Below are 26,621 nucleotides of genomic sequence, written 5' to 3'. Positions count from 1 at the left end.
GACGGGCGCCGGACCCGGTCGAGCGAGGCGCCGGGTCCGGGTGGTCCCTCGTGGTCGACGACCCGGCCGGTCTCGCGCTTCGCCTGCGGGGACGCCTCCGTCGTGAGCCCATGGTGCCAATTACTCTACCGGTATTAGAATGGGTGGATGGTACGTACCCCCTTGACTCCCGAAGAGCGCGAGCGCGGCGAGCGCCTCGGCCTGCTGCTGCGCGAAGCACGCGGCGACAGGTCCATGGCCGAGATCGCCACGGCCGCCGGCCTCTCCGCCGAGACGCTCCGCAAGATCGAGACCGGACGGGCCCCGACCCCCGCCTTCTTCACCGTCGCGGCCCTCGCCGGCGTCCTCGGCCTCTCCCTGGACGAGGTCGTCACGCGCTGCGCGCTCGTCCCGGTCTGACCCCCGAGCCGGTCCGATTCCTCGGGCGCCCGGAGCCGTGGGGGAGCGGCCCGGGGGCCCTGTGGGGCCTCCGGCCCGGTGGCATAGCCTCGGCCGCATGATGCCCGAGGAGCTGCGACGCGGCCGCTATGTCAGCCTGACCACCTTCCGCAGGAACGGCACCGGCGTGGCGACGCCCGTCTGGTACGCGGTGGAGGGCGACGAGCTGTACGCATGGACCCGTACGGACTCCTGGAAGGTCAAGCGGCTGCGCAACGACCCCCGGGTCACGGTCGCCGTCTGCGACGTGCGCGGGAACGTCGCCCCTGATGCGACCGCGACAGCGGGCACCGCCCGCCTGCTGACCGGCGAGGAGCTGCGCCGGGTGCGCAAGCTGCTGGCCCGGAAGTACACCTGGCAGTTCTGGTTCGTGGACTGGCCCGCCATGGTCGCCCGCCTTGGGAAGCGCCCGCACACCGGCATCGCCGTGACGTTCCCCACCGGCGCGTCCTCTCCTGAAAACCGTCCGTAGCCGCCCCGTAACACGACTGCGGTCGAATGCCCGCGGACCGGAATGTTCCAGTCGAGGGCACGGGCGGTGCGGCGGTATGACGGTGTATCAACTTCCGGCGGAGGTCGGCGCTTTCGCGCGCTGCCTCCGAGAGCTCGCGGGCCGTCTGGATCCGGGCGCGGGCTGGTACGGCGTCTTCGTGAGCCGGGACCCGGAGGGGCTGCGGGCCTGCTTCGACGGCACGGAGATCATGCCCTGGGACCTCGTCGAATCCCTCCTCCAGGACCTGGGGGAGGCGCCCTCCGGACCGACGGCCGCGCGGGTCGGTGCCCGCTACGCCGCGGCGGCCGTGGCCCACGACCGCCGGCCCGGCGGCGCCGAGGCCCTGCGGGAACGACGGGAGCTGAGGGAGCGGGAACGGCGGCACGCCGAGAACCGGGCGCGCGAACTGGGTGCCCTGCTCGACGCCGCCCCGGACTCCCCGGACGCGCCCCGGCTCCGGAACGACCTGGCCTGGGCACGGGACGACCGGCGCCGCGCCACGGCCCGCATCGCCGCGCTGACGGCCCGCCTGCACCGCCTGACCGGCACCCACGACGGCACGGGCGCCGCGGAACCGGGTGGCGGCGGTACGGGAATCGGGGCCACCGCCGCCGAACCGGGCGGCGGTGCGGGACCCGGCGCGGACGCCGTGGACCACGGTGGCGGTCCGGGACCCGACGCGCGCGCCGCGACCGCCAAGCGGCGCCCGCGCGGCGCCCGCTACGCCTGGATGGGCGCGACGGAGGAAGCCCCCCAGGCCGTCGCCGTACCTCAGGCCGTCGCCGTGCCCCCGACCGCCGGGGACCACGCGGCCGCACCGCGCGGCGCCCGGTTCGCCGCGGCCGAGGCCGCCCCCGACCCCCGGCCGCGCCCCCTTCTCCCCGCCGCCGACCTCGCCGCGGCCGAGCGCGCCGCCGGAAACGCGGTGTACGCGCTGGGCCGGCTGCGGGCCCAGGGCCGCAGCGGTGAGGCGCACGCCCTGCTCTGCGAGGCACTGGCCGGTCCGCCCGGTTGGCTGCCCCCGCTCGCCGCGGAACTGCACCGCGCGGGACTCGGCGCCGACTGGACCACCCTGCTCTGGGAGGCGGCCACGCTGCCGCCCGGCCGGCTCGCCGCCGTCGCCGGGGCGCTCGCGGACGCCGGCCGCGACGACGACTGCGATCAGCTCCTCCGCCAGGGCGTGAGCCGTCCCGTCGAGGAGCTGGCCGGCGCCTGCGCCGCCCTGCGCGCCGAGGAGCACCACCCCGAGGCCCGTGCCCTGCTCACCGCCTTCGTCCGGGTGCGCACCCCCGAGGACGCGGCCCGGCTCGCCGCCGTCGACCCGTACACCCTCGTCCCCCAACTCCTCGACGCCGCCGGGACGCTCTCCCCGGCCCACGTCCGGGCCCTGTCCCACGCGCTTCGGGTCGCCGGCCTCGCCGGCGCCTGAAGGCCGGGCGAGCCGCCCTCGCGCCGGTCACATCGGTCACACCGGAACAGGCCCGGACGTGTCGGTGCGTGTCCGACGTGGACCACTCGGGTATGAAACATGATCGACTCCTTTGCTTCGCGGCGGCGGTCTTGCTCCGGGGTGTGACGGGGCTTACGTTCTCCATCTACGCACCGCGTCTACGTGCGTAGAGGCTCTCTGACGCCGTGCCGAAGGAGCAGCTCATGACCGCTGTCGTACGCGCCGCACTCGTCCAGGCGACCTGGACCGGCGACACCGAATCCATGATCGCCAAGCATGAGGAGCACGCCCGCGAGGCGGCCCGGCAGGGCGCCAAGGTCATCGGGTTCCAGGAGGTCTTCAACGCCCCCTACTTCTGCCAGGTGCAGGAGCCCGAGCACTACCGCTGGGCCGAGCCGGTCCCCGACGGGCCGACCGTGCTGCGGATGCGCGAGCTCGCCCGCGAGACCGGCATGGTGATCGTCGTCCCCGTCTTCGAGATCGAGGACTCCGGCTTCTACTACAACACCGCCGCCGTGATCGACGCGGACGGCTCCTACCTCGGCAAGTACCGCAAGCACCACATCCCCCAGGTCAAGGGCTTCTGGGAGAAGTACTACTTCCGCCCCGGGAACATCGGCTGGCCGGTCTTCGACACCGCCGTCGGCAAGGTCGGCGTCTACATCTGCTACGACCGGCACTTCCCGGAGGGTTGGCGGCAACTGGGACTCAACGGCGCCCAGTTGGTGTACAACCCGTCCGCCACCCACCGCGGTCTCTCCTCGCACCTCTGGCAGCTGGAGCAGCCCGCGGCCGCCGTCGCCAACGAGTACTTCATCGCCGCGATCAACCGCGTCGGCCAGGAGGAGTACGGCGACAACGACTTCTACGGCACCAGCTACTTCGTCGACCCGCGCGGCCGGTTCGTCGGCGACCTCGCATCCGACAAGATCGAGGAACTCGTCGTCCGCGACCTCGACTTCGGACTGATCGAGGAGGTCCGGCAGCAGTGGGCCTTCTACCGCGACCGGCGCCCCGACGCCTACGACGGGCTGGTGAGCCCGTGAGCGCCCTCCACGACCGGCACAAGGCCGTCATCCCCGACTGGGTCGCCCTCTACTACCGGGACCCGCTCGAGATCACCCACGGCGAGGGCCGCCACGTCTGGGACGCCGAGGGCCGCAGGTACCTCGACTTCTTCGGCGGCATCCTCACCACCATGACCGCCCACGCCCTGCCCGAGGTCACCAAGGCCGTCGCGGAACAGGCCGGCCGGATCATCCACTCCTCCACGCTCTACCTCAACCGCCCGATGGTGGAGCTCGCCGAACGGATCGCCGCCCTCTCCGGCATCCCCGACGCGCGCGTCTTCTTCACCACCTCCGGCACCGAGGCCAACGACACGGCGCTGCTCCTGGCCACCACCCACCGCCGGTCGAACCAGATCCTGGCCATGCGCAACAGCTACCACGGCCGGTCCTTCTCCACCATCGGCATCACCGGCAACCGCTCCTGGTCGCCCACCGCCCTCTCGCCGCTCCAGACCCTGTACGTCCACGGCGGCGTCCGCACCCGCGGTCCGTACGCCGCGCTCAGCGACGACCGCTTCATCGAGGCGTGCGTCGCCGACCTCGAGGACCTCCTCGGCCACACCCGGGACGTCGCCGCGCTGATCGCCGAGCCGATCCAGGGCGTCGGGGGCTTCACCTCCCCGCCCGACGGGCTCTACGCCGCCTTCCGCCGGGTCCTCGACCGGCACGGCATCCTCTGGATCTCCGACGAGGTGCAGACCGGCTGGGGCCGCACCGGCGACCACTTCTGGGGCTGGCAGGCCCACGACCAGGCCGGACCGCCCGACATCCTCACCTTCGCCAAGGGCATCGGCAACGGCATGTCCGTCGGCGGGGTCGTGGCCCGCGCCGAGGTCATGAACTGCCTGGACGCCAACTCCATCTCCACCTTCGGCGGTTCGCCGGTGACGATGGCCGCCGGCCTCGCCAACCTCGGCCACCTCCTGGAGCACGACCTCCAGGGCAACGCCCGCCGCGTCGGCGGACTGCTCCTGGAGCGGCTGCGGGCCGTCGGCGCCGGAGTGGAGGCGGTACGCGAGGTCCGCGGCCGCGGCCTGATGATCGGCATCGAACTGACCGTACCGGGCACCGACGAGCCGCACCCCGAGGCGGCCGCCGCCGTCCTGGAGGCCGCGCGCGAGAACGGGCTGCTCATCGGCAAGGGAGGCGGTCACAGCACCAGCTCCCTGCGCGTCGCCCCACCGCTCTCGCTCACCGTCGCCGAGGCCGAGGAAGGGGCCGCGATCCTCGAAGCGGCGCTCCGCGCCCTCTAGCCCCACCCCCCGGGCCGCGCCGCCGGCCCCGTCGGCCCGGGGGAGCCCGCCCCCCAAGCCCTCACACCCCAGCGCACCCACCCGGTTCCTGTCAGGGGGAGACCCGTGAGCACCCGTACCCTCATCCGCGGCGGTCTGGTCGTCACCGCCGCCGACGAGCTGCACGCCGACGTCCTGATCGAGGACGGCCGCATCGCCGCCCTCGCCACCCACGGCTCCGACGCGGCCGCCCGCTGGACCGCCGACCGGACCATCGACGCCACCGACCGCTACGTCATCCCCGGCGGCGTCGACGCGCACACCCACATGGAGCTGCCCTTCGGCGGCACCGCCGCCTCCGACACCTTCGAGACCGGCACCCGCGCCGCCGCCTGGGGCGGCACCACCACCATCGTCGACTTCGCCGTCCAGAGCGTCGGCCACAGCCTGCGCGAAGGACTCGACACCTGGTACGCCAAGGCCGACGGCGTCTGCGCCGTCGACTACGCCTTCCACATGATCCTCTCCGACGTCAACGAGCACACGCTCAAGGAGATGGACAAGCTGGTCGAGGAGGGCGTCACCTCCTTCAAGCTCTTCATGGCGTACCCCGGCGTGTTCTACAGCGACGACGGCCGGATCCTGCGCGCCATGCAGCGCTCGGCGGGCAACGGCGGCCTGATCATGATGCACGCGGAGAACGGCATCGCGATCGACGTCCTCGTCGAACAGGCCCTGGCCCGCGGCGAGACCGACCCCCGCTACCACGGGGAGGTGCGCCGGGTGCTCCTGGAGGCCGAGGCGACCCACCGGGCCATCCAGCTCGCCCGGGTCGCCGGGGCGCCCCTCTACGTCGTGCACGTCTCCGCCGACGAGGCGGTGCGGGAGCTTGCCGCCGCCCGGGACATGGGGCTGCCGGTCTTCGGCGAGACCTGCCCCCAGTACCTCTTCCTCTCCACCGACAACCTCGCCGAGCCCGGCTTCGAAGGCGCGAAGTACGTCTGCTCCACGCCCCTGCGGCCCCGGGAACACCAGGAAGCGCTCTGGCGCGGGCTGCGGACCAACGACCTCCAGGTCGTCTCCACCGACCACTGCCCCTTCTGCTTCGCCGGTCAGAAGGAGCTCGGCCGCGGGGACTTCTCCAAGATCCCCAACGGTCTGCCCGGCGTCGAGAACCGGATGGACCTGCTCCACCAGGCCGTCGTCGACGGCCGCATCAGCCGCCGCCGCTGGATCGAGATCGCCTGCGCGACCCCGGCCCGCATGTTCGGCCTCTATCCGCAGAAGGGCACCCTCGCCCCCGGCGCCGACGCCGACGTCGTCATCTACGACCCGCACGTCCGGCAGACCCTCTCGGCGGAGACCCACCACATGAACGTCGACTACTCCGCGTACGAGGGGAAGACCGTCACCGGCCAGGTCGAGACCGTCCTCTCGCGCGGCGAGGTCGTCATCGACAAGCGGGAGTTCACCGGCCGGGCCGGACACGGCTGCTTCATCCCCCGCTCCACCTGTCAGTACCTGAACTAGGAGAAGCAGACGTGGACTTCGGACTCGTCCTGCAGACCGACCCGCCCGCGTCGGCGGTCGTCGGCCTGATGCGCCGGGCGGAACGCAACGGCTTCCGCTACGGCTGGACCTTCGACTCCGCCGTGCTCTGGCAGGAGCCCTTCGTCATCTACAGCCGCATCCTGGAGCACACCACCAGACTGACCGTCGGCCCGATGGTCACCAACCCGGGGACGCGGACCTGGGAGGTCACCGCCTCCACCTTCGCCACCCTCAACGAGATGTACGGCAACCGGACCGTCTGCGGCATCGGCCGCGGCGACTCGGCGATGCGGGTCGCCGGCCGCAAGCCCAACACCCTGGCCCGGCTCGGCGAGGCCATCGGCGTCATCCGCGACCTCGCCGAGGGCCGCGAGGCCGAGGTCGACGGCAGCACGATCCGCATCCCCTGGGTGAAGGACGGCCGGCTCCCGGTCTGGATGGCCGCCTACGGCCCGAAGGCGCTGGCCCTCGCCGGGCAGAAGGCCGACGGCTTCATCCTCCAGCTCGCCGACCCCTTCCTCACCGAGTGGATGGTCAAGGCCGTCCGGCAGGCCGCCACCGAGGCCGGCCGCGACCCCGACGCGCTCACCATCTGCGTCGCCGCGCCCGCCTACGTGACGGCCGACGACTCCCCGGAGGCCCTTGCGCACGCGCGCGAGCAGTGCCGCTGGTTCGGCGGCATGGTCGGCAACCACGTCGCCGACCTGGTCGCCAGGTACGGCGAGCACTCGGGGATGGTGCCGGAGGAGCTGACCGCGTACATCAAGAACCGGCACGGCTACGACTACAGCCACCACGGCCGGGCCGACAACCCCGACACCGCCTTCGTCCCCGACGAGATCGTCGACCGCTTCTGCCTCCTCGGCCCGGCCGAGGAGCACGTCAGGAAACTGCGCAGGCTGCGGGAGCTGGGCGTCGACCAGTTCGCCGTCTACGCCATGCACGACGCCAAGGAGGCCACCATCGACACCTACGGCTCCGACATCATCCCGGCGCTCGCCGACTGACCCCCGTGCCCGCACTCGCGCGGAGTGAGGGCAGCCGCCTCCCGTGACCGGGCCTCGCCCCGTGGCGGGAGGCGACTCCGGGCCACCGGGCCACCACGTGAACGGATGTACGGGGGCGGTCCCCGGTCGCCACCCCGACCACGGGGGGCCCGGGCCGGGCCGAGGAATCGTGCCTCCGAAGCCGCTTGGACCTTTACCTTCCGCTCGCCCGTCCCCTAGCCTGAAGTGGCGCCGATCACATCGGCGATCACCTGCATGTCGTGGTTCCCCATGGAAAAAGCGAAGGATAGGCGGTTGCCGATGGCCGGCACCCAGGACAAGGCCCGCGAATCCGGGACCGAGTCCTCCGAGTACACCCAGCGGCTGGCACGTCTGGAGCAATCGGGACTCAAGAGGTTCCTCCCCACCCAGGCGCCCTACAGATGGAATCTGCGCCGCCTCAAGCTCGGCCGCGTCCTCGACGTCGGGTGCGGCCTCGGCCGCAACCTGCTCAACTGCGGACCGGACAGCGTCGGCGTCGACCACAACGCCCACTCCGTCACCACCTGCCGCGAGCGCGGGCTGAACGCCTACACCCCCGAAGAGCTGGCCAAGGCCGAGGACTGCGGTCCCGGATCCTTCGACAGCCTGCTCTGCGCCCATGTCCTGGAGCACATGGAAGAGGGCATGGCGGTCGACGTCCTCGCGCAGTACCTCCCGCTGGTGAAGCCCGGCGGATCGGTCGTATTGATCACCCCACAGGAATCCGGCTACAAGACGGACGCCACGCACGTGCGCTTCGTCGGCTTCGAGGAACTGCGGCGCCACGCGGAGAAGGCGGGGCTCGACGTCGCCCGGACCTACTCCTTCCCCTTCCCGCGGCCGGTCGGAAAGGTCTTCCCGTACAACGAGTTCGTCCTCGTCGGGACCCTCGCCACCCCCTGAACGCGCCCCACGGACCCGTTGCGACGACGCCCCCACCGGGCGCGCGCGGCGGGTCCGTTCGCGTCCCCGCCGCAGCCGCGCGGGTCCGGTGCCGCGTCCGGCGCCTATTCTTGGTCGTGCCGGTCGCCGGACGGCGGCCGGTGGCCGACGAAGGAGTCCGAACGTGCCGTCGATGCTCGATGCCGTCGTCGTGGGGGCGGGCCCCAACGGACTGACCGCCGCGGTGGAGCTGGCCCGTCGCGGGTACTCCGTCGCCCTGTTCGAGGCCGCGTCCACGGTCGGCGGCGGCGCCAGGACCGAGGAGCTGACCCTGCCGGGCTTCCGGCACGACCCCTGCTCCGCCGTACACCCGCTCGGCGTCACCTCACCCGTCTTCAGGACGATGCCCCTGGACCGCTACGGCCTGGAGTGGCTGCACCCCCGGCTCCCCATGGCCCACCCGCGGGACGACGGCACGGCCGCCGTCCTCTCCCGGTCCGTGGGGGAAACCGCCGCCTCCTTCGGGCCGCGCGACGCCGGGACCTACCGACGGCTGGTCGCGCCCTACCTCAGCCGATGGGACACGCTGGCACGGGACTTCATGTCCCTGCCGCTGACGGCGCTGCCCCGCGACCCCCTCACGCTCGCCCGCTTCGGCCTCGACGGACTGCCCCCCTCCACCTGGCTGCTGCGCCGCTTCCAGGACGACAAGGCGCGCGCCCTGTTCGCCGGGCTCGTCGCCCATGTCATCGCCCCCCTCAACGGCTTCGCCACCACGGCGATCGGCCTCGTCTTCGCGCTGGCGGCGCACGCGGGCGGCTGGCCGCTGCCCCGGGGCGGCTCGCAGTCGATCTCGGACGCCCTCGCCGCGTACCTGAAGGACCTGGGCGGCGCCGTCCACACCGACTTCCACGTCAAGCGGCTCGACGACCTGCCGCCGGCCCGCGCGTACGTCTTCGACACCTCGCCCACCGCCCTCGCCCGGATCGCGGGCTTCGGCGGCCACTACGACCGCTACCGCTACGGCGCCGGCGTCTTCAAGATCGACTACGCCCTGGACGGACCCGTGCCCTGGACGGCCGAGGAGGCACGCCACGCCGGCACCGTCCAGATCGGCCCCTCCACCGCCGAGATCGGCACCGCGCTCCACCAGGCGTCCTCCGGGACGGCGCCCGACACGCCCTTCCTCATCACCGCCCAGCCCAGCCTCGTCGACCCCTCCCGCGCCCCCGAGGGGCGGCACGTCTTCTGGGCGTACGGCCATGTGCCCAACGGCTGGGACGGCGATCTCACCGACGCGATCGAGCGCCAGATCGAGCGCTTCGCGCCCGGCTTCCGCGACCGTGTCCTGGCCCGCGCCACCGCCGGACCGCCCGAGCTCGCCGCCCGCAACCCCAACTACGTGGGCGGCGACATCGCCTGCGGCGCGGCCCGCGGTCTCCAGCTCCTGCTGCGCCCCAAACTGTCCCTCTTCCCGTACCGCACCCCGCACCCCGCCGTCTTCCTCTGCTCCTCGGCGACCCCGCCGGGCCCGGGCGTCCACGGCATGTCCGGCCACAACGCGGCCAAGGCGGTGTGGCGCCGCCTGCGTGCGTCCGGCCGCTGACCGGGGCGCCGTCCGCGTATACGTACGCGGGGGGCGTCCCGGAAATCGGGCGGCGGAAGCGCCCGCCCTCGGGCGAGGATGACCCCATGACCCGTACGACGCCTCCCGGCATCACCCTCGTCCTCGGCGACATCACCGCCCAGCACGCCGACGCGATCGTCAACGCGGCGAACTCCTCCCTGCTGGGAGGCGGCGGGGTCGACGGCGCCATCCACCGCAAGGGCGGCCCCGACATCCTGGCGGAGTGCCGTGCGCTCCGCGCCGGGCACCACGGCCGCGGCCTGCCCACCGGCCAGGCCGTCGCCACCACCGCCGGCCGGCTCGACGCCCGCTGGGTCGTCCACACCGTCGGCCCGGTCTGGTCCCGCGACGAGGACCGTTCCGCACTGCTCGCCTCCTGCTACCGCGCCTCCCTCCGGGTCGCGGACGAGCTCGGCGCCCGCACCGTCGCCTTCCCCGCCGTCTCGACCGGCGTCTACGGCTGGCCTCTGGACGACGGCGCCCGCATCGCCGTCGAGACCGTCCGGGCGACGGCGACGGCGGTGGTCGCGGAGGTCCGCTTCGTCCTCTACGACGAGACGGCGTACGAGGCCTTCGCACGCCACCTGCGCTGACCGGCGCACGTGCGCGGGCGGATCCCGGCTGCCGAACGGACCACTCGCAGAGCCCCGCAACGGCGGCTCGGATAGGGTGACTGCGTAGGAATGACACCCCCCGGGGTTAGGTCGATGCGTTGGACACTGATCAGTCGCGGAGCGGGAAGCCGGGGCGGCCGCCGGCGGCCATCGGATACGCGGGTGTGCTGCGCGAAGTGCTGCCGATCGCCCTGTGGAGAGAGGACGCCGACGGCCGCGTCGTCGAATGGTCCCTCGCCGCCCAGGACCTCCTCGGTTACCGCCCCGACGAACTGCTCGGCCGCCCCGCCACCCCCGTCCTGGTCCCCGAGGCCAACCAGGAACTCGCCGACGACCTGACGCGCCGCGTCCACTCCGGCGAGACCGTCGTGGGCACCCTCCCCGTGCGCCACCGCGACGGCCACGACGTCACCATGGAGATGTGGATCGTCCCCGAGGTCGACCCGCGGGGGCGGCCCGGCGCCATGCTGATCGCGGTCGAGACCTCCGAGGTCCTGCGGATGCGGGACTCGCTCGCCGCCCTGCAGAGCCTCTTCACCCAGTCGCCCATCGGCCTCGCCACCCTCGGCCCCGACCTGCGCTTCCTGCGCGTCAACGACGCCCTGGCCCGGATGAACGGCGTCACCGCCGCCGCGCACCTCGGCAGACGGCTCACCGAAGTGGTGCCCGGCGTCAACGCCGCCGCCCTGGAGGCGACCATGCGCCAGGTGCTGGACCGCGGCGAGGCCGTCGTCGACGTCCGCCGCACCGGCCGCACGCCCGCCGACCCCGACCACGACCGCACCTGGTCCTGCTCGTACGCCCCCCTCCTCGACGGCTCCGGGCGGCGCCTCGGCCTGATCGCCTCCCTCATCGACATCACCGACGGCCAGCGCGCCCTCGTCGAAGCGGAACGCGCGCGCTCCCGCTTCGCACTCCTCGCCGAGGCCGGCGCCCGCATCGGCACCACCCTCGACCTGGGCCGGACCGCCGAGGAGATCGTCCGGGTCCTGGTGCCCCGGTTCGCCGACTCGGCCGACGTCCAGATGCTGGAGGCCGTCCTCGCGGCCGACGAGACCGCCGCCGCGGCCGGCTCCTCCGCCCAGGGCCTGCTGCGCCGGATCGCCGCCGTCTTCCCCGACCCGACCGCCCCCACCGCCCGGCTCACCGTCGGACAGACCTTCCAGATCCCGCTCGGCACGGTCTACGAACGGGTCGTCGCCGAAGGCCGTCCGATGAACCTCTACCACTCCGACCTCCCCGCCCTCTTTCCCGACCCCCGCTCCGCGGCCCTGCGCTCCTACTTCGAAGGCAACATCGGCTCGGCCCGCCTCGTCCCGCTGGTCGCCCGCGGCAAGGTGCTCGGCGCCGTCACCGTCACCCGGGTGTACGGCCGCGAGCCGTTCGACGAGCAGGACTGCGTCCTCGTCGACGAACTGGTCGCCCGCGCGGCCCTCAACATCGACAACGCGCGGATGTACACCACCCAGCGGGAAGCCGCCCTCACCCTGCAGCGGAGCCTGACCAACAGCTCGCTGCCCAAGGTCGAGGGGCTGGAACTGACGGGCCGCTACCTCCCCGCGAGCGACCACGACGTCGGCGGCGACTGGTTCGACGTCATCGCCCTCCCCGAGGGCCGCACCGCCCTCGTCATCGGCGACGTCATGGGGCACGGCATCCACGCGGCCGCCGTCATGGGCCAGCTCCGCACCGTCGTCCGCACCCTCGCCCGGCACGGCGTCCCGCCCACGGAGCTGCTCCGCTCCCTCGACGCCGCCGTCGCCGACCTGGGCGAGGACGAGATGGCGACCTGCGTCTACGCCGTCCACGACCCGGCAACGAGCAGCGTCGTCATCGCCCGCGCGGGCCATCCGCCACCGGCCGTGGCGACGGCCGACGGGGCGATCACCTTCCTGGAGGGCCCGCCCGGCACACCGCTCGGCACCGGCGTCCAGGACTTCCGCACCGACGAGGTGCGGCTGCCCCCGGGCAGCCTGCTGGTGCTCTACACCGACGGGCTCATCGAGGCCCGCGACCGCGACCTCGACCAGGGCATGGACGAGCTCGCCCGGGCTCTGTTCGACCTCGAACGCCCGCTCACCCAGCTCTGCGACGGCATCCTCGAACGGCTGCTGCCCTGCGCCCCGACCGACGACGTCGCCGTGCTCCTCGCCCGTACGCCACTGGGCTGACCGGGGGCTCACCAGGCCAGGCGCTCCAGCGCGTCCAGGTCCGGCACGCCCATCGCCGCCGCCTCCGCCGCGGGCGCCGTGGTCAGCGTCAGCTCCGCCCAGATCACCTTGCCGCGCTCGGTGTACCGGGTGCCCCACCGCTCGGCGAACTGCGCCACGAGGAACAGGCCCCGGCCGCCCTCGTCCGTGGTCGTCGCGTACCGCAGATGCGGAGAGGTGCTGCTCCCGTCGGCGATCTCGCAGATCAGGCGGCGGTCGCGCAGCAGCCGTACCTTGATCGGTTCCGCGCCGTACCGGATGGCGTTGGTGATCAGCTCGCTCAGGATCAGTTCGGCGGTGAAGGCGACGTCCCCCAGCTCCCAGGCGGCGATCTGGGCCGAGGCCGCGTTGCGCACCCCCGAGACGGCGGCCGGGTCGGCCGGCACGTCCCATTCGGCGATGCGGTCGGCGGGCAGCCGGCGGGTGTCCGCCACGAGGAGCGCGATGTCGTCGTCCGGAGCGGGGACGAGCAGCGCCGTCAGGACGTCCGCGCAGGCCTGCTCCGGGCTGCGGCCGGGCCTGGCCAGGGCGGAGCGGAGCAGGCCGAGGCCGGTGTCGAAGTCCCGGTCGCGGTTCTCCAGGAGGCCGTCGGTGAACAGCACCAGACGGCTGCCCTCCGGCAGGGACAGCTCGGTCGACACGAACGGCATCCCGCCCACGCCCAGCGGCAGGCCCGCGGGCAGTTCGGGGAACTCCACCCGCCCGTCGGCGTGCACCAGCGCCGGGCCGGGATGCCCGGCGCCCGCCATGGCGCAGCGGCCGCTGACGGGGTCGTAGATCACGTACAGACAGGTCGCGCCCGTGATCGGATCGCGCTCGGAGCCGACCGGCCCCTGCTCGTCCTCCTCCTGGCCGTTGCCGTTCCCCGTCTCCGGCCGGTCGATCCGGTCGATCAGCTCGTCGAGATGGCCGAGGAGTTCGTCGGGCGGCAGGTCCAGGGTGGAGAAGTTGTGCACCGCCGTGCGCAGCCGGCCCATCGTGGCGGCCGCGTGCAGACCGTGCCCGACGACGTCCCCGACGACCAGCGCCACCCGCGCGCCGGGCAGCGGGATCACGTCGAACCAGTCGCCGCCGACCCCCGCCTTCGCCGGCAGATAGCGGTGCGCCACGTCGACGGCGGACAGCTCCGGCAGCACGCGGGGGAGGAGGCTCCGCTGGAGGGTGACCGCCATCGCGTGCTCACGGGTGAAGCGGCGGGCGTTGTCGATGGAGACGGCGGCCCGTGCGGTCAGCTCCTCGGCGAACGACAGGTCGTCCTCGCCGAACGGCTCCGCCGTCTCCGCGCGCCAGAAGTTGGCCATGCCGAGGACGACTCCCCGGGCCTGCAGCGGCACCGCCACCAGCGAGTGCAGGCCGTAGTCGAGTGCGGCGGCGGCCCCCTCCGGGTCCTGCGCCCGCCAGCCGTCGGCCGCGCCCAGCTCCTCCACCAGGACCGCGTGTCCGCGGTCGAGCGCCGTCGCCATGGGCGTGGTCGGCACGACGCAGCGGATCGGATCGCCCACCGGCTGGAGCGGATGGTCGTCCCTGATGCCGGTGAGCGCCGCCCGGCGCATCTCCGTGTACGCCCCCGAGGGCTCCTCGCCGCGCAGCACCGGCTCCAGCAGCTCGACGGTGACGTAGTCGGCGAACCGCGGCACCGCGACCTCCGACAGCTCCTCCGCCGTGCGCTCCACGTCCAGGGTGCTGCCGATCCGCACCCCGGCGTCGTACAACAGCTGGAGCCGCCCCCGCGCCACCTCCGCCCGGCCGGAGAGCGCGGCGAGTTCGGTGGAGTCCCGGAGCGTCATCACGGTGCCGGTGGGGCGTCCGCGGTACGGCTCGGTGGGCCGTACGTTCACGGCCAGCAGGCGGTCGCCCGCCAGGTGCACCTCGTCCGTCACCGCCCGGCCGGAGGCGAGGAGAGCGGCGGTGGCCGGGTCCAGGCCGAGTTCGGTGACGTGCCGCTGCTCGGCGTCGGGCGGGAGGTCGAGGAGCCGGCGGCCCTCGTCGTTGGCGAGCAGCAGCCGGCGGTCGGCGTCGATGATGAGCACGCCCTCACGGACGGCGTGCAGGACCGCCTCGTGGTGTTCGTTGATCCGGGTCATCTCGACCGGGCCGAGGCCGTGCGTCTGGCGGCGCAGCCGCCTGCTGACCAGCGCGGCGCCGCCCACCGCGAGCAGCAGCGCCCCGGCGGCGGTGCCGAGCAGCAGCGGCAGCTGCCCCTCCACGACGTTCGACACGGCGTCGATCTCGATGCCGGTGCCGACCAGGCCGACGATGTCGCCGTCCTCCGTCCGCACCGGGACGATCGCCCGGACGGCGTCGGTCGGCTCGCCGGTGAAGATCTCGGTGAACGACTCGCCGCCCCGGGCCCGCGCGATGTCGCCGGTGGCGCGCTGCCCGATCAACTCGGGCCGGGCGTCGGTGTAGCGGATGCCGTCCGGGGTCATCACGGCGAGGAAGTCCAGACCCCCGGCCACCCGGGCCTCCTCGGCCGCCGTCTGGAGCTCGGCCGTAGGGTCGGGCGCCCGCAGCGCGTCCACCAGGCCGGGCGCGTGGGCGAAGGCCTCCGCGGCGGCGAGGGAACGGTTCCGCGCCTCGCGCTCGCTGTCGTAACGGGTCTGGAAGACCAGGGCGAGCGCGCCGACCGTCACCAGCAGGACCACGATGACCGCCTGCAGGGCAAACACCTGTCCGGCGACACTGCGCGTCCACAGCCCCCGTGGTCGGCCGAGACGTCCGGTCATGGGGTTCTTCTCGTGGATGTGGCTGTCATCACGGACTCGGCTGTCACCCGTCCACTTCCTCGGCTCGCCGCCGCCGCACACTTTCCTTCCTCCCATGCTGCCCCCGCCGGGCCCGGAAATCGAGGCGGCACCGGCCAGACGAGGTCGATGTCGTTTTCTCGCCAGCCGGGGACGGCCGCCGTCCACGATCCTGGACCCATGCACACCGACACCGAGCGCTGTGTGCGGGCCGTCCGGTCGAAGGACGCCCGCTTCGACGGCGTCTTCTTCACCGCGGTCCTCACCACACGGATCTACTGCCGTCCCAGCTGCCCGGTCGTGCCGCCCAAGGCGGAGAACATGGTCTTCCACCCCAGCGCCGCCTCCTGCCAGCGCGCCGGATTCCGGGCCTGCAAGCGCTGCCGGCCGGACACCAGCCCCGGTTCCCCGGAGTGGAACGTCCGCGCCGACGCCGTCGCCCGCGCCATGCGCCTCATCCAGGACGGCGTCGTGGACCGCGAGGGCGTCCCGGGACTCGCCGCCCGGCTCGGCTACTCCACCCGCCAGATCGAACGCCAGCTCCTCGCCGAACTGGGCGCGGGCCCCCTGGCCCTGGCCCGCGCCCAGCGGGCCCAGACGGCCCGCCTGCTGATCGAGACCACCGCGATGCCCATGGCGGAGATCGCCTTCGCCGCCGGATTCGCCTCGATCCGCACCTTCAACGACACCGTCCGCGAGGTCTTCGCGCTCGCCCCCGGAGAGCTGCGGGCCCGCGTCGGCGGCCCCCGCCCGGGGGGCTCCCGTGTCTCCGCCGGCGCCCCGGCGACGCCGGGTGTCCTCGCGCTTCGCCTGCCGTACCGCGCCCCGCTGAACCCCTCCAACCTCTTCGGCCATCTCGCCGCGACCGCCGTGCCCGGGGTGGAGGAGTGGCGGGACGGCGCCTACCGCCGGACGCTCGCCCTGCCGCACGGCCACGGCATCGTGGCTCTGGCCCCGCGACCCGACCACATCGCCTGCCGGCTCTCCCTCACCGACCCGCGCGACCTCACCCACGCCATCAGCCGCTGCCGCTGGATGCTCGACCTCGACGCCGACCCGGTCGCGGTCGACGAGCAACTGAGCCGCGACCCGCAGCTCGCGCCGCTCGTCGAGCGGGCGCCCGGACGGCGGGTGCCGCGCACCGTCGACGCCGCCGAGTTCGCGGTACGGGCCGTGCTCGGCCAGCAGGTCTCCACCGCGGCGGCCCGCACTCACGCCGCCCGCCTGGTCACCGCGCACGGCGTCCCCGTCGAGGACCCCGAGGGCGGCCTCACCCACCTCTTCCCGACCCCCGCCGCGCTCGTCGGCCTCGACCCCGAGACGCTCGCACTGCCCCGCAGCCGCCGCCACACCCTCCTCACCCTCGTCGAGGCGCTCGCCGACGGCTCCCTGGAGCTGGGCCCGGCCTGCGACTGGGAGGAGGCCCGCGCCCGGCTGCAGGCCCTGCCCGGCTTCGGGCCCTGGACCACCGAGGTCATCGCCATGCGCGCCCTCGGCGACCCGGACGCCTTCCTCCCCGGCGACCTGGGCGTCCGCCGCGCCGCCCACCACCTCGGGCTGCCGTCCACCCCGGCCGCGCTGACCGCCCGCGCCGCCGACTGGCGGCCCTGGCGCGCGTACGCCGTGCAGTACCTCTGGGCCACCGACAGCCACCCCGTCAACCACCTCCCCGCCTAAGGAAGCAGCCCCCGCCATGCCCACCGTCCAGCACCTGGTCGTGGACAGCCCGTACGACGCGCTGACCCTGGTCGCCGTCGACGGCGTCCTCAGCCGCATCCACATGACCGACCAGCGCCACCGCCCGCCGGAGGAGACCTTCGGCGCGCCCGACCCCCGCCCCTTCGGCGAGGCGGTCCGCCAGCTCGACGCCTACTTCGCCGGCGAACTGACCGCGTTCGACCTGCCGTTGAAGCTGATCGGCACCCCGTTCCAGCTTCGGGTGTGGGAGCAGCTGTGCCTGATCCCGTACGGCGAGACCCGGACGTACGGCGAACTGGCCGAGGCCCTCGGCAACCCCGGCGCCTCCCGGGCGGTGGGCCTGGCCAACGGCAAGAACCCGCTCTCCATCGTCGTCCCCTGCCACCGCGTGATCGGCGCGAGCGGTTCCCTGACGGGGTACGGCGGCGGCCTCGGCCGCAAACAGCGGCTGCTCGCCTTCGAGTCCGGCCGGTCCGACACCCTTTTCTGACGCGGACCGGCCCCCGGAGACGCCCCGGGCGGGCGCGTCAAAGCAGTCGGTCCAGGAGCGCCGGGAGCGCGGTGCCGATCGGCTCGCGTACGACCTCGTCGGCGATCTCGTCGTACGGCGTGGGCTGGGCGTTCACGACGACCAGCCGCGCCCCGTGTTCCGCGGCGATCCCCACCAGGGAGGCGGCGGGATGGACCTGGAGGCTCGTGCCGACCGCGAGGAAGACCTTCGTGGCCTTGGCGATCGACATCGCCGTGCCGAGGACGACCGGGTCGAGCCGCTGGCCGAAGAGCACGGTCGCCGACTTGAGGATGCCCCCGCAGTCCCGGCACGCCGGATCGTCCTCGCCCGCCCGCACCCGTTCCAGCGTCTCGTCCATGGGGGACCGGACATGGCACCGGGTACACACCACGGCCCGCGCGGAGCCGTGGAGTTCGAGGACCTTGCGCTCCGACACCCCGGCGAGCTGGTGGAGCCCGTCCACGTTCTGCGTGAGCACCCGGACCGGGTTCCCGCGCTTCTCGAACGCGGCGATGGCCCGATGGGCCACATTCGGCTCGGCACGCCCCACCGGCCCGTCCAGACGCATCCGCCACGCCCGCCGCCGGATCGCCGGATCGGCCATGTAGTACGCGTACGTCACGACCTTCTCGGCCTCCGGGTCGCGCGTCCACTCCCCGTCGGGCCCTCGGTAGTCGGGGATGCCGGAATCCGTGGAGATTCCGGCGCCGGTGAGTATCGCGACCATGGTCATGACCGGAGCGTAGGACCCGGCTCACGGGCGACGCCACGGATTTCCGGCCTCCTCGGCCGCCCGTCCCGGCGGCCTCGGCCCGTCGGCGCAGGGCGCACGAACGGGCCTGTCGCCCCCCGTTTGATCGATCGTCGAGGATCCCGCGCCCCGCTATGGGTGCGAATATCGCCTTATCGGGGGGTGGCACGGCCTCTTCCGCTCCGGATAGGGTCGGCCTCGGCGCGACTGCCTGTTCGAAAGCAAGGGATGCAAGGTGACGGACGGAGCAGTAACCGAGGTCGCACAGGGACGAGCACGCGTGCTCGTCGCGGCCGACAAGTTCAAGGGTTCGCTCACGGCCGTACAGGTCGCGGAGCGGGTCACGGCTGGGCTGCGGCGGGTCGTCCCCGAGCTGGAGGTGGAGACGCTGCCCGTCGCGGACGGCGGCGACGGCACGGTCGCGGCCGCGGTGGCGGCCGGTTTCGAGCGCCGTGAGGTGCGGGTGACCGGGCCCCTCGGCGAGCCGGTGACGGCGGCGTTCGCGCTGCGCGGGACGACGGCGGTCGTGGAGATGGCGGAGGCTTCCGGCCTCCAGCTGCTCCCGCCCGGTGTCTTCGCGCCGCTGACCTCGACCACGTACGGCTCCGGCGAGCTGCTGCGCGCCGCCCTCGACGCGGGCGCCACGAGCATCGTCTTCGGCGTCGGCGGCAGCGCCACCACGGACGGCGGCGCGGGCATGCTCGCCGCGCTGGGCGCGGTCTTCCTGGACGCGGCCGGCGAGCCGGTCGCCCCCGGCGGCGGGCCGCTGCGCGAGCTGGCCTCGGCCGACCTCTCCGGTCTCGACCCGCGCTTCGCCTCCGTCGACCTGGTCCTCGCCAGCGACGTGGACAACCCGCTGACCGGCCCGAAGGGCGCTCCGGCGGTCTACGGCCCGCAGAAGGGGGCGTCCCCCGAGGACGTCGAGACCCTGGACGCGGCCCTCGCCCACTTTGTCACCGTCCTGGAGAAGGCCATCGGTCCCAAGGCCTCGGAGTGCGCCGTCGCCCCGGGCGCGGGCGGCGCCGGCGGCATCGGCTACGGCGCGCTGGTCGGCCTGGACGCGAGCTTCCGGCCCGGCATCGAGCTGATGCTGGACGTCCTCGGCTTCGCCCCGGCCCTGGAGCGGGCCACCCTCGTCATCACCGGCGAGGGCTCCCTGGACGAGCAGACCCTCCACGGCAAGGCCCCCGCGGGCGTCGCGTCCGCGGCCCGCGCGGCGGGCAAGGAGGTCGTCGCGGTCTGCGGCCGCCTCGCCCTCGCCCCGGAGACGCTCGGCACGGCCGGCATCCGCCGCGCCTACCCGCTCACGGACCTGGAGCCGGACACGGAGAAGTGCATCGCCGAGGCGGGCCCCCTCCTGGAGCAGGTCGCGGCGAACATCGCACGCGACTTCCTGGCCTGAGGCGCCGAGGCCCGGCGTCGCGGGCGGGTCGGGCTGACGGCCGGCGGGCCGGTCCGACGGGACCGGCCCGCCGGCCCGGGGCCGGCCTTCCCGTCACGTGCCGGTCTCTCCGTCACGGTCCCGCCCGGCGGTCACGGTCCCGTGGCCACGGGCGGGGGCATGCCACCCCCGCTCGGCGCCCCCGCCCGGTTCGTCCGGGGCGCCGCCGCACACCCCGCTCCGGCGCCACCCGCGCCGCCGGGCCGGAGCGCCGCCCGGCCTGAGCACCGCCGGGCCTGAGCACCGCCCGGCCTGCGTGCCCGACGCCGAGGACCTCCGCCCAGATCGCGCGCAGGGTCTCCTCGACGGATCCCTCCGCGCTCTCGCCGTCCGAGACCGCGTCGGCGGCCCGCCCGGTCTGCGTGCCCGCGCCCCGCCGGGCCTGCGTGCCCGCACCCCGCCGGGCCTCAGCGCCCGTACCCCGCCCGGCCTGTGCCCGCACGGCGCCCGGCCCGAGCGCCCGCCCCCGCCCGCACTCCTCCCGCGCCGCCGCCGTCCCCCTCACCCCGCCGCCGTCAGGCGGAACGCGTCCAGGGCGAGCGTCATCTCCGTCAGGTCCCTCGGTCGCGACAGCGACCGTGACGTCAGCTGCTCCAGGCGCCGCAGCCGGTTGAAGACCGTGTTCCGGTGGCAGTACAACCGCCCCGCCGCCCGCCCCGCCGAACCCTCGCAGTCGAGCCACACGTCCAGCGTCTCCAGCAGGATCGCCCGGTCCGCCGGATCCAGTTCCAGGAGACCGCCCAGCACGCCCGTGATCAGCAGCCCCGCCATCTCCGGCTGCCCGACCACCAGCGCGGCCGCCATCCGCCGGTCCAGCCGGACGATCTCGTGGGACTCCGGCGGGCAGGTGCGCAGTGCCAGTTCCGCGAGCCGGCGGGCCCGGCCCAGCTCCGCGAGGCCCGAGACCACCGGACTGATCCCGCCGGGGCCCGGGCAGCGACCGGTCAGCAGCTCGGACAGCGCGTCCAGACCCGTGCCCTCCGTCAGCGACACCACCCCGATCTCACAGTCCGCCCGCATCCGCCACAGGAACCGCACCCCCGCGCCCTGCACCCGCCGGTGGAACGGCTCCGGCACCTCCCGCCGGTCGTAGCGCAGCACCACCACCGCGTACCGCCCGTGCTCCGGCAGATCCAGGCCCGCCGCCGCCCGCGAGACCACCTCAGGCGTCCGCTGGCCCTGCAACAGCGCGTCGAGCAGCGCCTGCAGCTGCTCGTCCGTACGCCGCCGCAGCTCCAGCTCCGTCGCCCGATAGGCCTCCGACGCCGTGTCCGCCTGCGCGTCCACCGCGTGCCACACCATCGTCGCCGACTGCATCAGCGCCGTCAGCTGCGCCGGATCCGCCGCCGCGCCCTCGATCAGCGCCTCCCAGACCAGATGCCCGGCCGACCGGTACGAGTGCACCACCAGCTCCAGCGGCATCCCCTGTTCCGCCCGCAGCCGGCCCATCTCGTCCGCGTGCTCCAGATCCCGCCGGGGCGAGTCGCGGGGCGCCGAGATCATCTCGATCCCGATCCGCATCGCCTCGTGGGCCTCCTGCCAGTGCTGGTCGTGCGGCACGATCCGGCCGTACGCCGGTTCGTACGCGTGCAGCTCTCTCAGATGCTCGTCCACCAGCTCCGGCAGCCGTGCCAGGAGCGCCGCGCACGCCTGTGCGAGCAGCTTCCAGTCGTCGCCGGTCCGCGGTCTGCGCCGTCCCATGCCCGGAGGATGCCATCCTTCCGCCGTATCCCACAGGCCCCTGACACGCACTGTTGTGCCCGTGCACAACCCGCCGCCGCGCCCGCTGGTCACCGGCAGCGTTTCCGCCGCCGGACGTGGACGGGCGGCCCCCGCGGTGCTGGGGTGAGCGCCACTGAACAGGCCACGGAATCCGAACAGGCCCCGGGAACGGGGCAGGCCGACGCAACGGACAGGCCACGGAGACCGGGCAGGCCACGGAAGGGGAGCCATGGGGGGTACCGCACTCGCGCTCGAGATAGCGGACCTGTCGGCGGGATACGGACCCGTACGCGCACTGCGAAGGGTGTCGCTCGACGTACCGGAAGGCGCCGTCGTCACCGTCCTCGGCGGCAACGGCGCCGGGAAGTCCACGCTGCTGCGCGCCGTCTCGCGCACACTGTCGTTCCACGGCGGCGCCGTCGTCTCCGGCACCGTCCGCTTCGGCGGCCGGGAGCTCGGCGGGCTCGCGCCCGACCGGGTCGTCGCCGCCGGCGTCTCCCAGGTGCCGGAGGGACGCCAGGTCTTCGCCCGGATGACCGTCGAGGACAACCTCCGCGCCGGAGCGCTGGGCGCCCGCGGCGACCGGGCCGCGAAGGCCTCGGCTCTCGCCCGGGTCCACGAACTCTTCCCGGTCCTCGCCGAGCGCGCGGGGCAGCGCGCCGGGCTGCTGTCCGGCGGCGAACAGCAGATGCTCGCCGTCGGCCGCGCCCTGATGGCCTCGCCGAGGCTGCTCCTCCTCGACGAGCCCTCGCTCGGCCTCGCGCCGCTGATGGCGGCCCGGATCGCCGACACCATCCGCGAGATCAACGCCCAGGGCACGGCCGTCCTGCTCGTCGAACAGAACGCCGCGCTCGCGCTGCGCCTCGCCTCCCGGGCGTACGTCCTGGAGGTCGGCGAGGTCACCCTCTCCGGCCCGGCCGACGAACTCGCCGCCTCCGACGAGGTACGCCGCCGCTATCTGGGCGTCGTCGACGAGGACGCCGCCGCCGACGCGGCCGGCGCCACCGCCGCCCATCCGGTGCTCTCCCGCTGGGAGGAGGCCCGATGAGCGACGACGCCACCACCCCGCCGGCCGCTCCGCAGGGCGTCGGCACACCCGTCCCCGCCCTGGAGGTACGGGACGTCACCGTCAGGTTCGCCGGACTCACCGCCCTGGACTCCGTCGGGTTCACCGTGCGCCCCGGCACCGTCCACGCGGTCATCGGCCCCAACGGCGCCGGCAAGTCGACCTGCTTCAACGTGCTCTCCGGGGTCTACCGGGCCACCTCCGGCTCCGTCCGCTTCGGGGACCGGGAGCTCACCGGCCTGCCCCCGCACCGGATCGCGGACCTCGGGGTCGCCCGGATCTTCCAGAACCTCGCCCTCCCGCCCCGGGCCACCGTCGAGGACAGCCTGATGCTGGGCCGCCACCGGCTCACCCGCACCGGCTTCGTCGCCGCCGGGCTCCGGCTCCCCTCCGCCTCCCGCGAGGACGCCCGGCACCGGGCCCGGGTACGCGAGATCGCCGCCTTCGTCGGCCTGGAGCAGCAGCTGGCGCAGCCCGCCGGGTCCCTCCCGTACGGACAGCAGAAGCTCGCCGAACTCGCCCGGGCGCTCTGCATGGAGCCCAAGCTGCTGCTCCTCGACGAGCCCGTCGCCGGGATGACCGCCGACGAACGCCGCCGTACCGCCGCCGTCATCGCCGGTGTGCGCGACAGCCTCGGGATCTCCATCGTCCTCGTCGAACACGACATGGGAGTGGTGATGCGGCTCGCCGACGCCGTCACCGTCCTCGACTTCGGCCGTCGCATCGCCGACGGCACCCCCGGCGACGTACAGAACGACCCGGCGGTCGTCCGCGCCTATCTCGGAGAGGAGACCGCCGAGTGACCACCTTCGCCGAACTCCTGCTCAACGGCGTCTCGTTGGGCTCGATCTACGCCCTCATCGCCCTCGGCTTCGTGGTGATCTTCCGCGCCACCGAGGTCGTCAACTTCGCCCACGCCTCGCTCCTGCTCGCCGGCGGCTACGTCACCGCCGTCCTCCACGAACTCCTCGGATTCTGGCCGGCGCTGCTCGTCGGCATCGCCGGCGCCGCCCTGGTCGGCGCGGCCGTCGAGTTCCTGGTCATGCGCCGCTACCGAGGCTCCGACCACAGCGTCCTCGCCATCGTCACCATCGGCGTCGACATCCTGCTCGCCACCGAACTCACCCGCCGCATCGGCACCGACATCCTCGCGCTCGGCGACCCCTGGGGCGACTCCGTCGTCACCCTCGGCCCGGTCACGATCGCCCAGACCCGGATCGCGGCCTTCCTCGCCGCCGCGCTGCTCATCACCGCGTTCCTGCTGGCCTTCCGCCACACCTCCTGGGGCGTCGCCATGCGCGCCGCCGCCGAGAACCAGGAGACCGCCGCGCTCATGGGCATCCGGCTCGGCCGGGTCTCGCTCGGCGCCTGGGCGGTGGCCGGCGGGCTCGCCGCCGTCGCCGCTCTCTTCCTCACCGTCTTCCCCACCCCCGGCCTGGAGCGCTCCACCTCCCTCGCCGCGCTGAAGGCCTTCCCGGCCGCGATCCTCGGCGGCCTCGACTCCACCACCGGCGCCCTCGTCGGCGGACTCCTCGTCGGCATCACCGAGTCCCTCGCCACCGGCTACCAGGGCGACCTGACCTTCCTCGGCCGGGGCATCGGCGACCTCGCGCCGTATCTGGTGATGGTCGCCGTCCTGCTCATCCGCCCGGCCGGTCTCTTCGGCACGAAGGAGCTGGCCCGTGTCTGACGCGCTGCCCCGCCGCGGGTTCGCCGCCGTCGCCCGCCCCCGGGTCTACGGCTGGGCCGTCGCCGGCCTCGTCCTCGCCGCCTTCCCGTTCTACCTGGACCGCTTCTGGCTCCAGGCCGGCCTGTTCGCCATGGCCGCCGCCATCGGAGCCATCGGCATCAACCTGCTGACCGGCGCCACCGGCCAGCTCTCCATGGGCCACTCCTTCTTCCTCGCCGTCGGCGCGTACGGCTACTGCGCCTTCGCCGGCGACGGCACGGACGGACTGGCCGGCCTCGGCCTGCCGGGCTGGCTCGCCGCCGTCCTCGCCGTCGCGCTCGCGGGCCTGGCCGGCGGGGTGTTCTCGCCGATCGCCGGGCGCCTGCGGGGCGCGTACCTCGGCATCGCCACCCTCGCGCTGATCTTCATCGGCCAGCACGTCCTCTTCAACGCCCACGACCTCACCGGCGGCTTCAACGGCCGGGCCGTGCCACCGCTCAGCCTCTTCGGCCTCACCTTCGACGACAGCGAACTCCTCATCGCCCAGGTGCCGTTCGGCGCCGCCGAGAAGCTCTGGTACCTCGGTCTGGTCCTGCTCCTCGCGGGCGCCCTCTTCGCCCGGGGTGTCCTGCGCGGCCGCCCCGGCCGCGCCATGAACGCCATCCGGGACCACCGGATCGCGGCGGGCGTCATGGGCATCCCCGTGGCCCGCTACCGCGCCGCCGTCTTCGTGCTCTCCTCGATGTACGCGGGCCTGGCCGGCGTCCTCCTCGCGCTGGTCTTCCAGCGCACCGTGCCGGAGTACTTCGGCATGATGCTCTCCCTCGAATACCTGGCCATGATCGTCATCGGCGGTCTCGGCTCGGTCGCCGGAGCGGTGGTCGGAGGCGTCTTCGTCTCCCTGCTGCCGCAGCTCCTCAACCGGTACAGCGACGCGCTTCCCCTGGTCTCCGCCCCCGGGACGGGCGGGATCGCACCGGGGGAGGCCTCGCGCTATCTCTACGGCGCCGCCGTCGTCGCGGTGGTGCTCTTCCTGCCCGGCGGCCTGGTCCGGCTGGCCGCACGGCGCACCACACACCCCTCACGCACCAAGCAACCCTCAAGCACCACGCGATCCTCAGGGGAGGACAGATGAACCACCGACGACAGGCTGTGCGGGGCCTGACCGCCGCACTCGCCGTCCTGGTCACGCTCACGGCCGCCGGATGCAGCTCCAAGGCGAAGAGCGGTGACGACCAGGGCACCGGCGCGGGCGGGGTGAAGGCCGGCAAGGGCGTCACCGACAAGACCATCGCCATCGGCGCGCTCACCGACATGACCGGGGTGTACGCCACCCTCGGCAAGAGCGTCACCCAGGCCCAGCAGCTGTACGTCAAGCAGACCAACGCGGCCGGCGGGATCTGCGGCCGGCAGCTGGAGCTGACGGTCCGCGACCACGGCTACGACCCCCAGAAGGCGCTGTCGGCCTACACCGAGCTGGAACCGAAGGTGGTCGGCTACGCCCAGTTCATCGGCTCCCCGTTCGTCGCCGCCGTCAAGCAGCGCATCGACGGCCAGGACAAGGGGGTCGTCCTGCCGCAGGCCTGGTCGGCCTCGCTGCTCGGCTCCCCGTACATCCGGGTCCTCGGCGCCACCTACGACGTGGAGACGATCAACGCGGTCGACTTCCTGGTCAAGGAGAAGGGCCTGAAGGCGGGCGACAAGCTCGGCCACGTCTACTTCGAGGGCGACTACGGCGAGAACGCCCTGGCCGGCTCGAAGTACGCCGCCGAGAAGGCCGGTCTCACGGTGGTGGAGCAGAAGATCAAGCCCACCGACAACGACATGTCGGCGCAGGTGGCGGCGTTGCGGAAGGAGGGGGTCAAGGCCATCGTCATCAGCGCGGGCCCGCGCCAGGCCGCCTCCCTGGTGGGCGTCGCGGCCGCCGTGAAGCTGCTGGTGCCGATCGTCGGCAACAACTCGGCGTTCGCCCCGCAGCTGCTCGGCACCCAGGCCGGACCGGCGCTGGAGAAGATGTACTGGTTCGCCTCCCCGAGCCTGCCGATCGGCGCGGACACCCCGGCCGCCAAGAAGCTCGTCGCCGACTACAAGACGGCCTACCCGAGCGACACCCTCGACAACGGCATCGTGGCCGGCTGGACCGCGGCCACCGTCTTCGGCGAGGCCCTGAAGAAGGCCTGCGCCGACAAGGACCTCACCCGCGAGGGCGTCGACAAGGCCCTCCTGACCCTGAACGCCCACGACGCCGGCTTCGGCATGACGCACGACTTCAGCGACCCGAAGGCACCCTCGTCACGCGAGTCCGTGATCATCCAGCCGGACAAGACCGTCCCCGGAGGCATGCGCACGGTCCGCGAGCCCTTCGTCTCCGAGGCGGCGCGGAGCTTCACCCCGAAGACGGGCTGACGGGCCCCACGGGGGCTC

The 26,621-nt window shown here is 73.7% G+C and carries 22 protein-coding genes; 19 read left to right on the top strand and 3 right to left on the bottom strand.

Translation table 11 applies throughout. From position 1 onward, the window contains the following. The first annotated feature begins 147 nt into the window (after window positions 1-147). The 11 genes from ACZ6RC_RS13375 (at window position 148) to ACZ6RC_RS13325 (ending at window position 12,556) form a co-directional block, all read left to right on the top strand. The gene (locus tag ACZ6RC_RS13375; RefSeq protein WP_391135632.1) at window positions 148-399 is read left to right on the top strand and encodes a helix-turn-helix domain-containing protein; all 252 of its coding nucleotides are present in this window, start codon (window positions 148-150) and stop codon (window positions 397-399) included. Window positions 400-496: 97 nt separating this feature from the next. Beyond that, window positions 497-910 carry a PPOX class F420-dependent oxidoreductase gene (locus tag ACZ6RC_RS13370; protein ID WP_469582031.1) on the top strand — a complete coding sequence of 138 codons (414 nt, stop codon included), beginning with the start codon at window positions 497-499 and terminating at the stop codon, window positions 908-910. A gap of 76 nt (window positions 911-986) precedes the next feature. Beyond that, on the top strand, window positions 987-2,360 hold the full coding sequence (locus ACZ6RC_RS13365) for a UL36 very large tegument protein (protein ID WP_469582028.1): 1,374 nt from the start codon (window positions 987-989) through the stop codon (window positions 2,358-2,360). Between the two features lie 224 nt (window positions 2,361-2,584). Beyond that, window positions 2,585-3,427: a nitrilase-related carbon-nitrogen hydrolase gene (locus ACZ6RC_RS13360; protein WP_469582023.1), complete on the top strand. Its 843-nt coding sequence runs from the start codon at window positions 2,585-2,587 to the stop codon at window positions 3,425-3,427. Continuing rightward, window positions 3,424-4,704, top strand: coding sequence for an aspartate aminotransferase family protein (locus ACZ6RC_RS13355; protein ID WP_391135619.1), 1,281 nt, complete (start codon window positions 3,424-3,426; stop codon window positions 4,702-4,704). The genes ACZ6RC_RS13360 and ACZ6RC_RS13355 overlap by 4 nt, the downstream gene beginning before the upstream one ends. 105 nt (window positions 4,705-4,809) lie before the next feature. Further along, complete coding sequence (gene hydA, locus ACZ6RC_RS13350) at window positions 4,810-6,213, top strand: dihydropyrimidinase (protein WP_469582020.1); 1,404 nt, start codon at window positions 4,810-4,812, stop codon at window positions 6,211-6,213. Between the two features lie 11 nt (window positions 6,214-6,224). Continuing rightward, window positions 6,225-7,241 (top strand): TIGR03842 family LLM class F420-dependent oxidoreductase, encoded by a 1,017-nt coding sequence (locus ACZ6RC_RS13345; protein WP_469582016.1) that lies wholly within the window; start codon window positions 6,225-6,227, stop codon window positions 7,239-7,241. A gap of 300 nt (window positions 7,242-7,541) precedes the next feature. After that, entirely contained in the window at window positions 7,542-8,165 is a 624-nt protein-coding gene (locus ACZ6RC_RS13340) for a class I SAM-dependent methyltransferase (protein WP_391135611.1), read from the top strand. Window positions 8,166-8,328: 163 nt separating this feature from the next. After that, window positions 8,329-9,750, top strand: coding sequence for a phytoene desaturase family protein (locus ACZ6RC_RS13335; RefSeq protein WP_391135608.1), 1,422 nt, complete (start codon window positions 8,329-8,331; stop codon window positions 9,748-9,750). An 86-nt stretch (window positions 9,751-9,836) separates the two neighbouring features. Beyond that, window positions 9,837-10,364 carry an O-acetyl-ADP-ribose deacetylase gene (locus tag ACZ6RC_RS13330; RefSeq protein WP_469582012.1) on the top strand — a complete coding sequence of 176 codons (528 nt, stop codon included), beginning with the start codon at window positions 9,837-9,839 and terminating at the stop codon, window positions 10,362-10,364. A 119-nt stretch (window positions 10,365-10,483) separates the two neighbouring features. Further along, the gene (locus ACZ6RC_RS13325) at window positions 10,484-12,556 is read left to right on the top strand and encodes a SpoIIE family protein phosphatase (RefSeq protein WP_453611679.1); all 2,073 of its coding nucleotides are present in this window, start codon (window positions 10,484-10,486) and stop codon (window positions 12,554-12,556) included. 8 nt (window positions 12,557-12,564) lie between these two features. Here the strand turns inward: ACZ6RC_RS13325 and ACZ6RC_RS13320 are convergent, their stop codons facing one another. After that, entirely contained in the window at window positions 12,565-15,321 is a 2,757-nt protein-coding gene (locus ACZ6RC_RS13320; RefSeq protein ID WP_469582007.1) for a SpoIIE family protein phosphatase, read from the bottom strand. Between the two features lie 198 nt (window positions 15,322-15,519). On the opposite strand from ACZ6RC_RS13320, the gene ACZ6RC_RS13315 reads away from it, so the two are divergent. Together ACZ6RC_RS13315 and ACZ6RC_RS13310 are read left to right on the top strand one after the other, a co-directional pair. Next, on the top strand, window positions 15,520-17,016 hold the full coding sequence (locus tag ACZ6RC_RS13315; protein WP_469582004.1) for an AlkA N-terminal domain-containing protein: 1,497 nt from the start codon (window positions 15,520-15,522) through the stop codon (window positions 17,014-17,016). A 16-nt stretch (window positions 17,017-17,032) separates the two neighbouring features. After that, complete coding sequence (locus ACZ6RC_RS13310; protein ID WP_469582001.1) at window positions 17,033-17,527, top strand: methylated-DNA--[protein]-cysteine S-methyltransferase; 495 nt, start codon at window positions 17,033-17,035, stop codon at window positions 17,525-17,527. Between the two features lie 37 nt (window positions 17,528-17,564). Here the strand turns inward: ACZ6RC_RS13310 and ACZ6RC_RS13305 are convergent, their stop codons facing one another. Then, entirely contained in the window at window positions 17,565-18,281 is a 717-nt protein-coding gene (locus ACZ6RC_RS13305) for an SIR2 family NAD-dependent protein deacylase (protein ID WP_469581996.1), read from the bottom strand. 253 nt (window positions 18,282-18,534) lie between these two features. Between ACZ6RC_RS13305 and ACZ6RC_RS13300 the strand changes: the two genes are divergently transcribed. Next, entirely contained in the window at window positions 18,535-19,701 is a 1,167-nt protein-coding gene (locus ACZ6RC_RS13300) for a glycerate kinase (protein WP_391135586.1), read from the top strand. Between the two features lie 540 nt (window positions 19,702-20,241). Here the strand turns inward: ACZ6RC_RS13300 and ACZ6RC_RS13295 are convergent. Continuing rightward, window positions 20,242-21,441 carry a PucR family transcriptional regulator gene (locus ACZ6RC_RS13295; RefSeq protein WP_391135583.1) on the bottom strand — a complete coding sequence of 400 codons (1,200 nt, stop codon included), beginning with the start codon at window positions 21,439-21,441 and terminating at the stop codon, window positions 20,242-20,244. A 250-nt stretch (window positions 21,442-21,691) separates the two neighbouring features. Between ACZ6RC_RS13295 and ACZ6RC_RS13290 the strand changes: the two genes are divergently transcribed. From ACZ6RC_RS13290 to ACZ6RC_RS13270, 5 genes are read left to right on the top strand one after another with little or no spacing between them, the layout of a single operon-like run. Continuing rightward, a complete protein-coding gene (locus tag ACZ6RC_RS13290; protein WP_391135579.1) occupies window positions 21,692-22,510 on the top strand; it encodes an ABC transporter ATP-binding protein in 819 nt (272 codons plus the stop codon). Then, window positions 22,507-23,331, top strand: a complete 825-nt coding sequence (locus ACZ6RC_RS13285) for an ABC transporter ATP-binding protein (RefSeq protein ID WP_469581991.1) — start codon at window positions 22,507-22,509, stop codon at window positions 23,329-23,331. The genes ACZ6RC_RS13290 and ACZ6RC_RS13285 overlap by 4 nt, the downstream gene beginning before the upstream one ends. Next, a complete protein-coding gene (locus ACZ6RC_RS13280) occupies window positions 23,328-24,218 on the top strand; it encodes a branched-chain amino acid ABC transporter permease (protein ID WP_469581988.1) in 891 nt (296 codons plus the stop codon). Before ACZ6RC_RS13285 ends, ACZ6RC_RS13280 begins: the two co-directional genes overlap by 4 nt. Continuing rightward, complete coding sequence (locus ACZ6RC_RS13275) at window positions 24,211-25,332, top strand: branched-chain amino acid ABC transporter permease (RefSeq protein ID WP_469581985.1); 1,122 nt, start codon at window positions 24,211-24,213, stop codon at window positions 25,330-25,332. The genes ACZ6RC_RS13280 and ACZ6RC_RS13275 overlap by 8 nt, the downstream gene beginning before the upstream one ends. Continuing rightward, a complete protein-coding gene (locus ACZ6RC_RS13270; RefSeq protein WP_453611658.1) occupies window positions 25,329-26,603 on the top strand; it encodes an ABC transporter substrate-binding protein in 1,275 nt (424 codons plus the stop codon). The genes ACZ6RC_RS13275 and ACZ6RC_RS13270 overlap by 4 nt, the downstream gene beginning before the upstream one ends. Window positions 26,604-26,621 lie beyond the last annotated feature (18 nt).

This window comes from Streptomyces sp. NPDC048353 (assembly GCF_055587165.1).
This window is presented reverse-complemented; position numbering and strand designations above follow the sequence as displayed.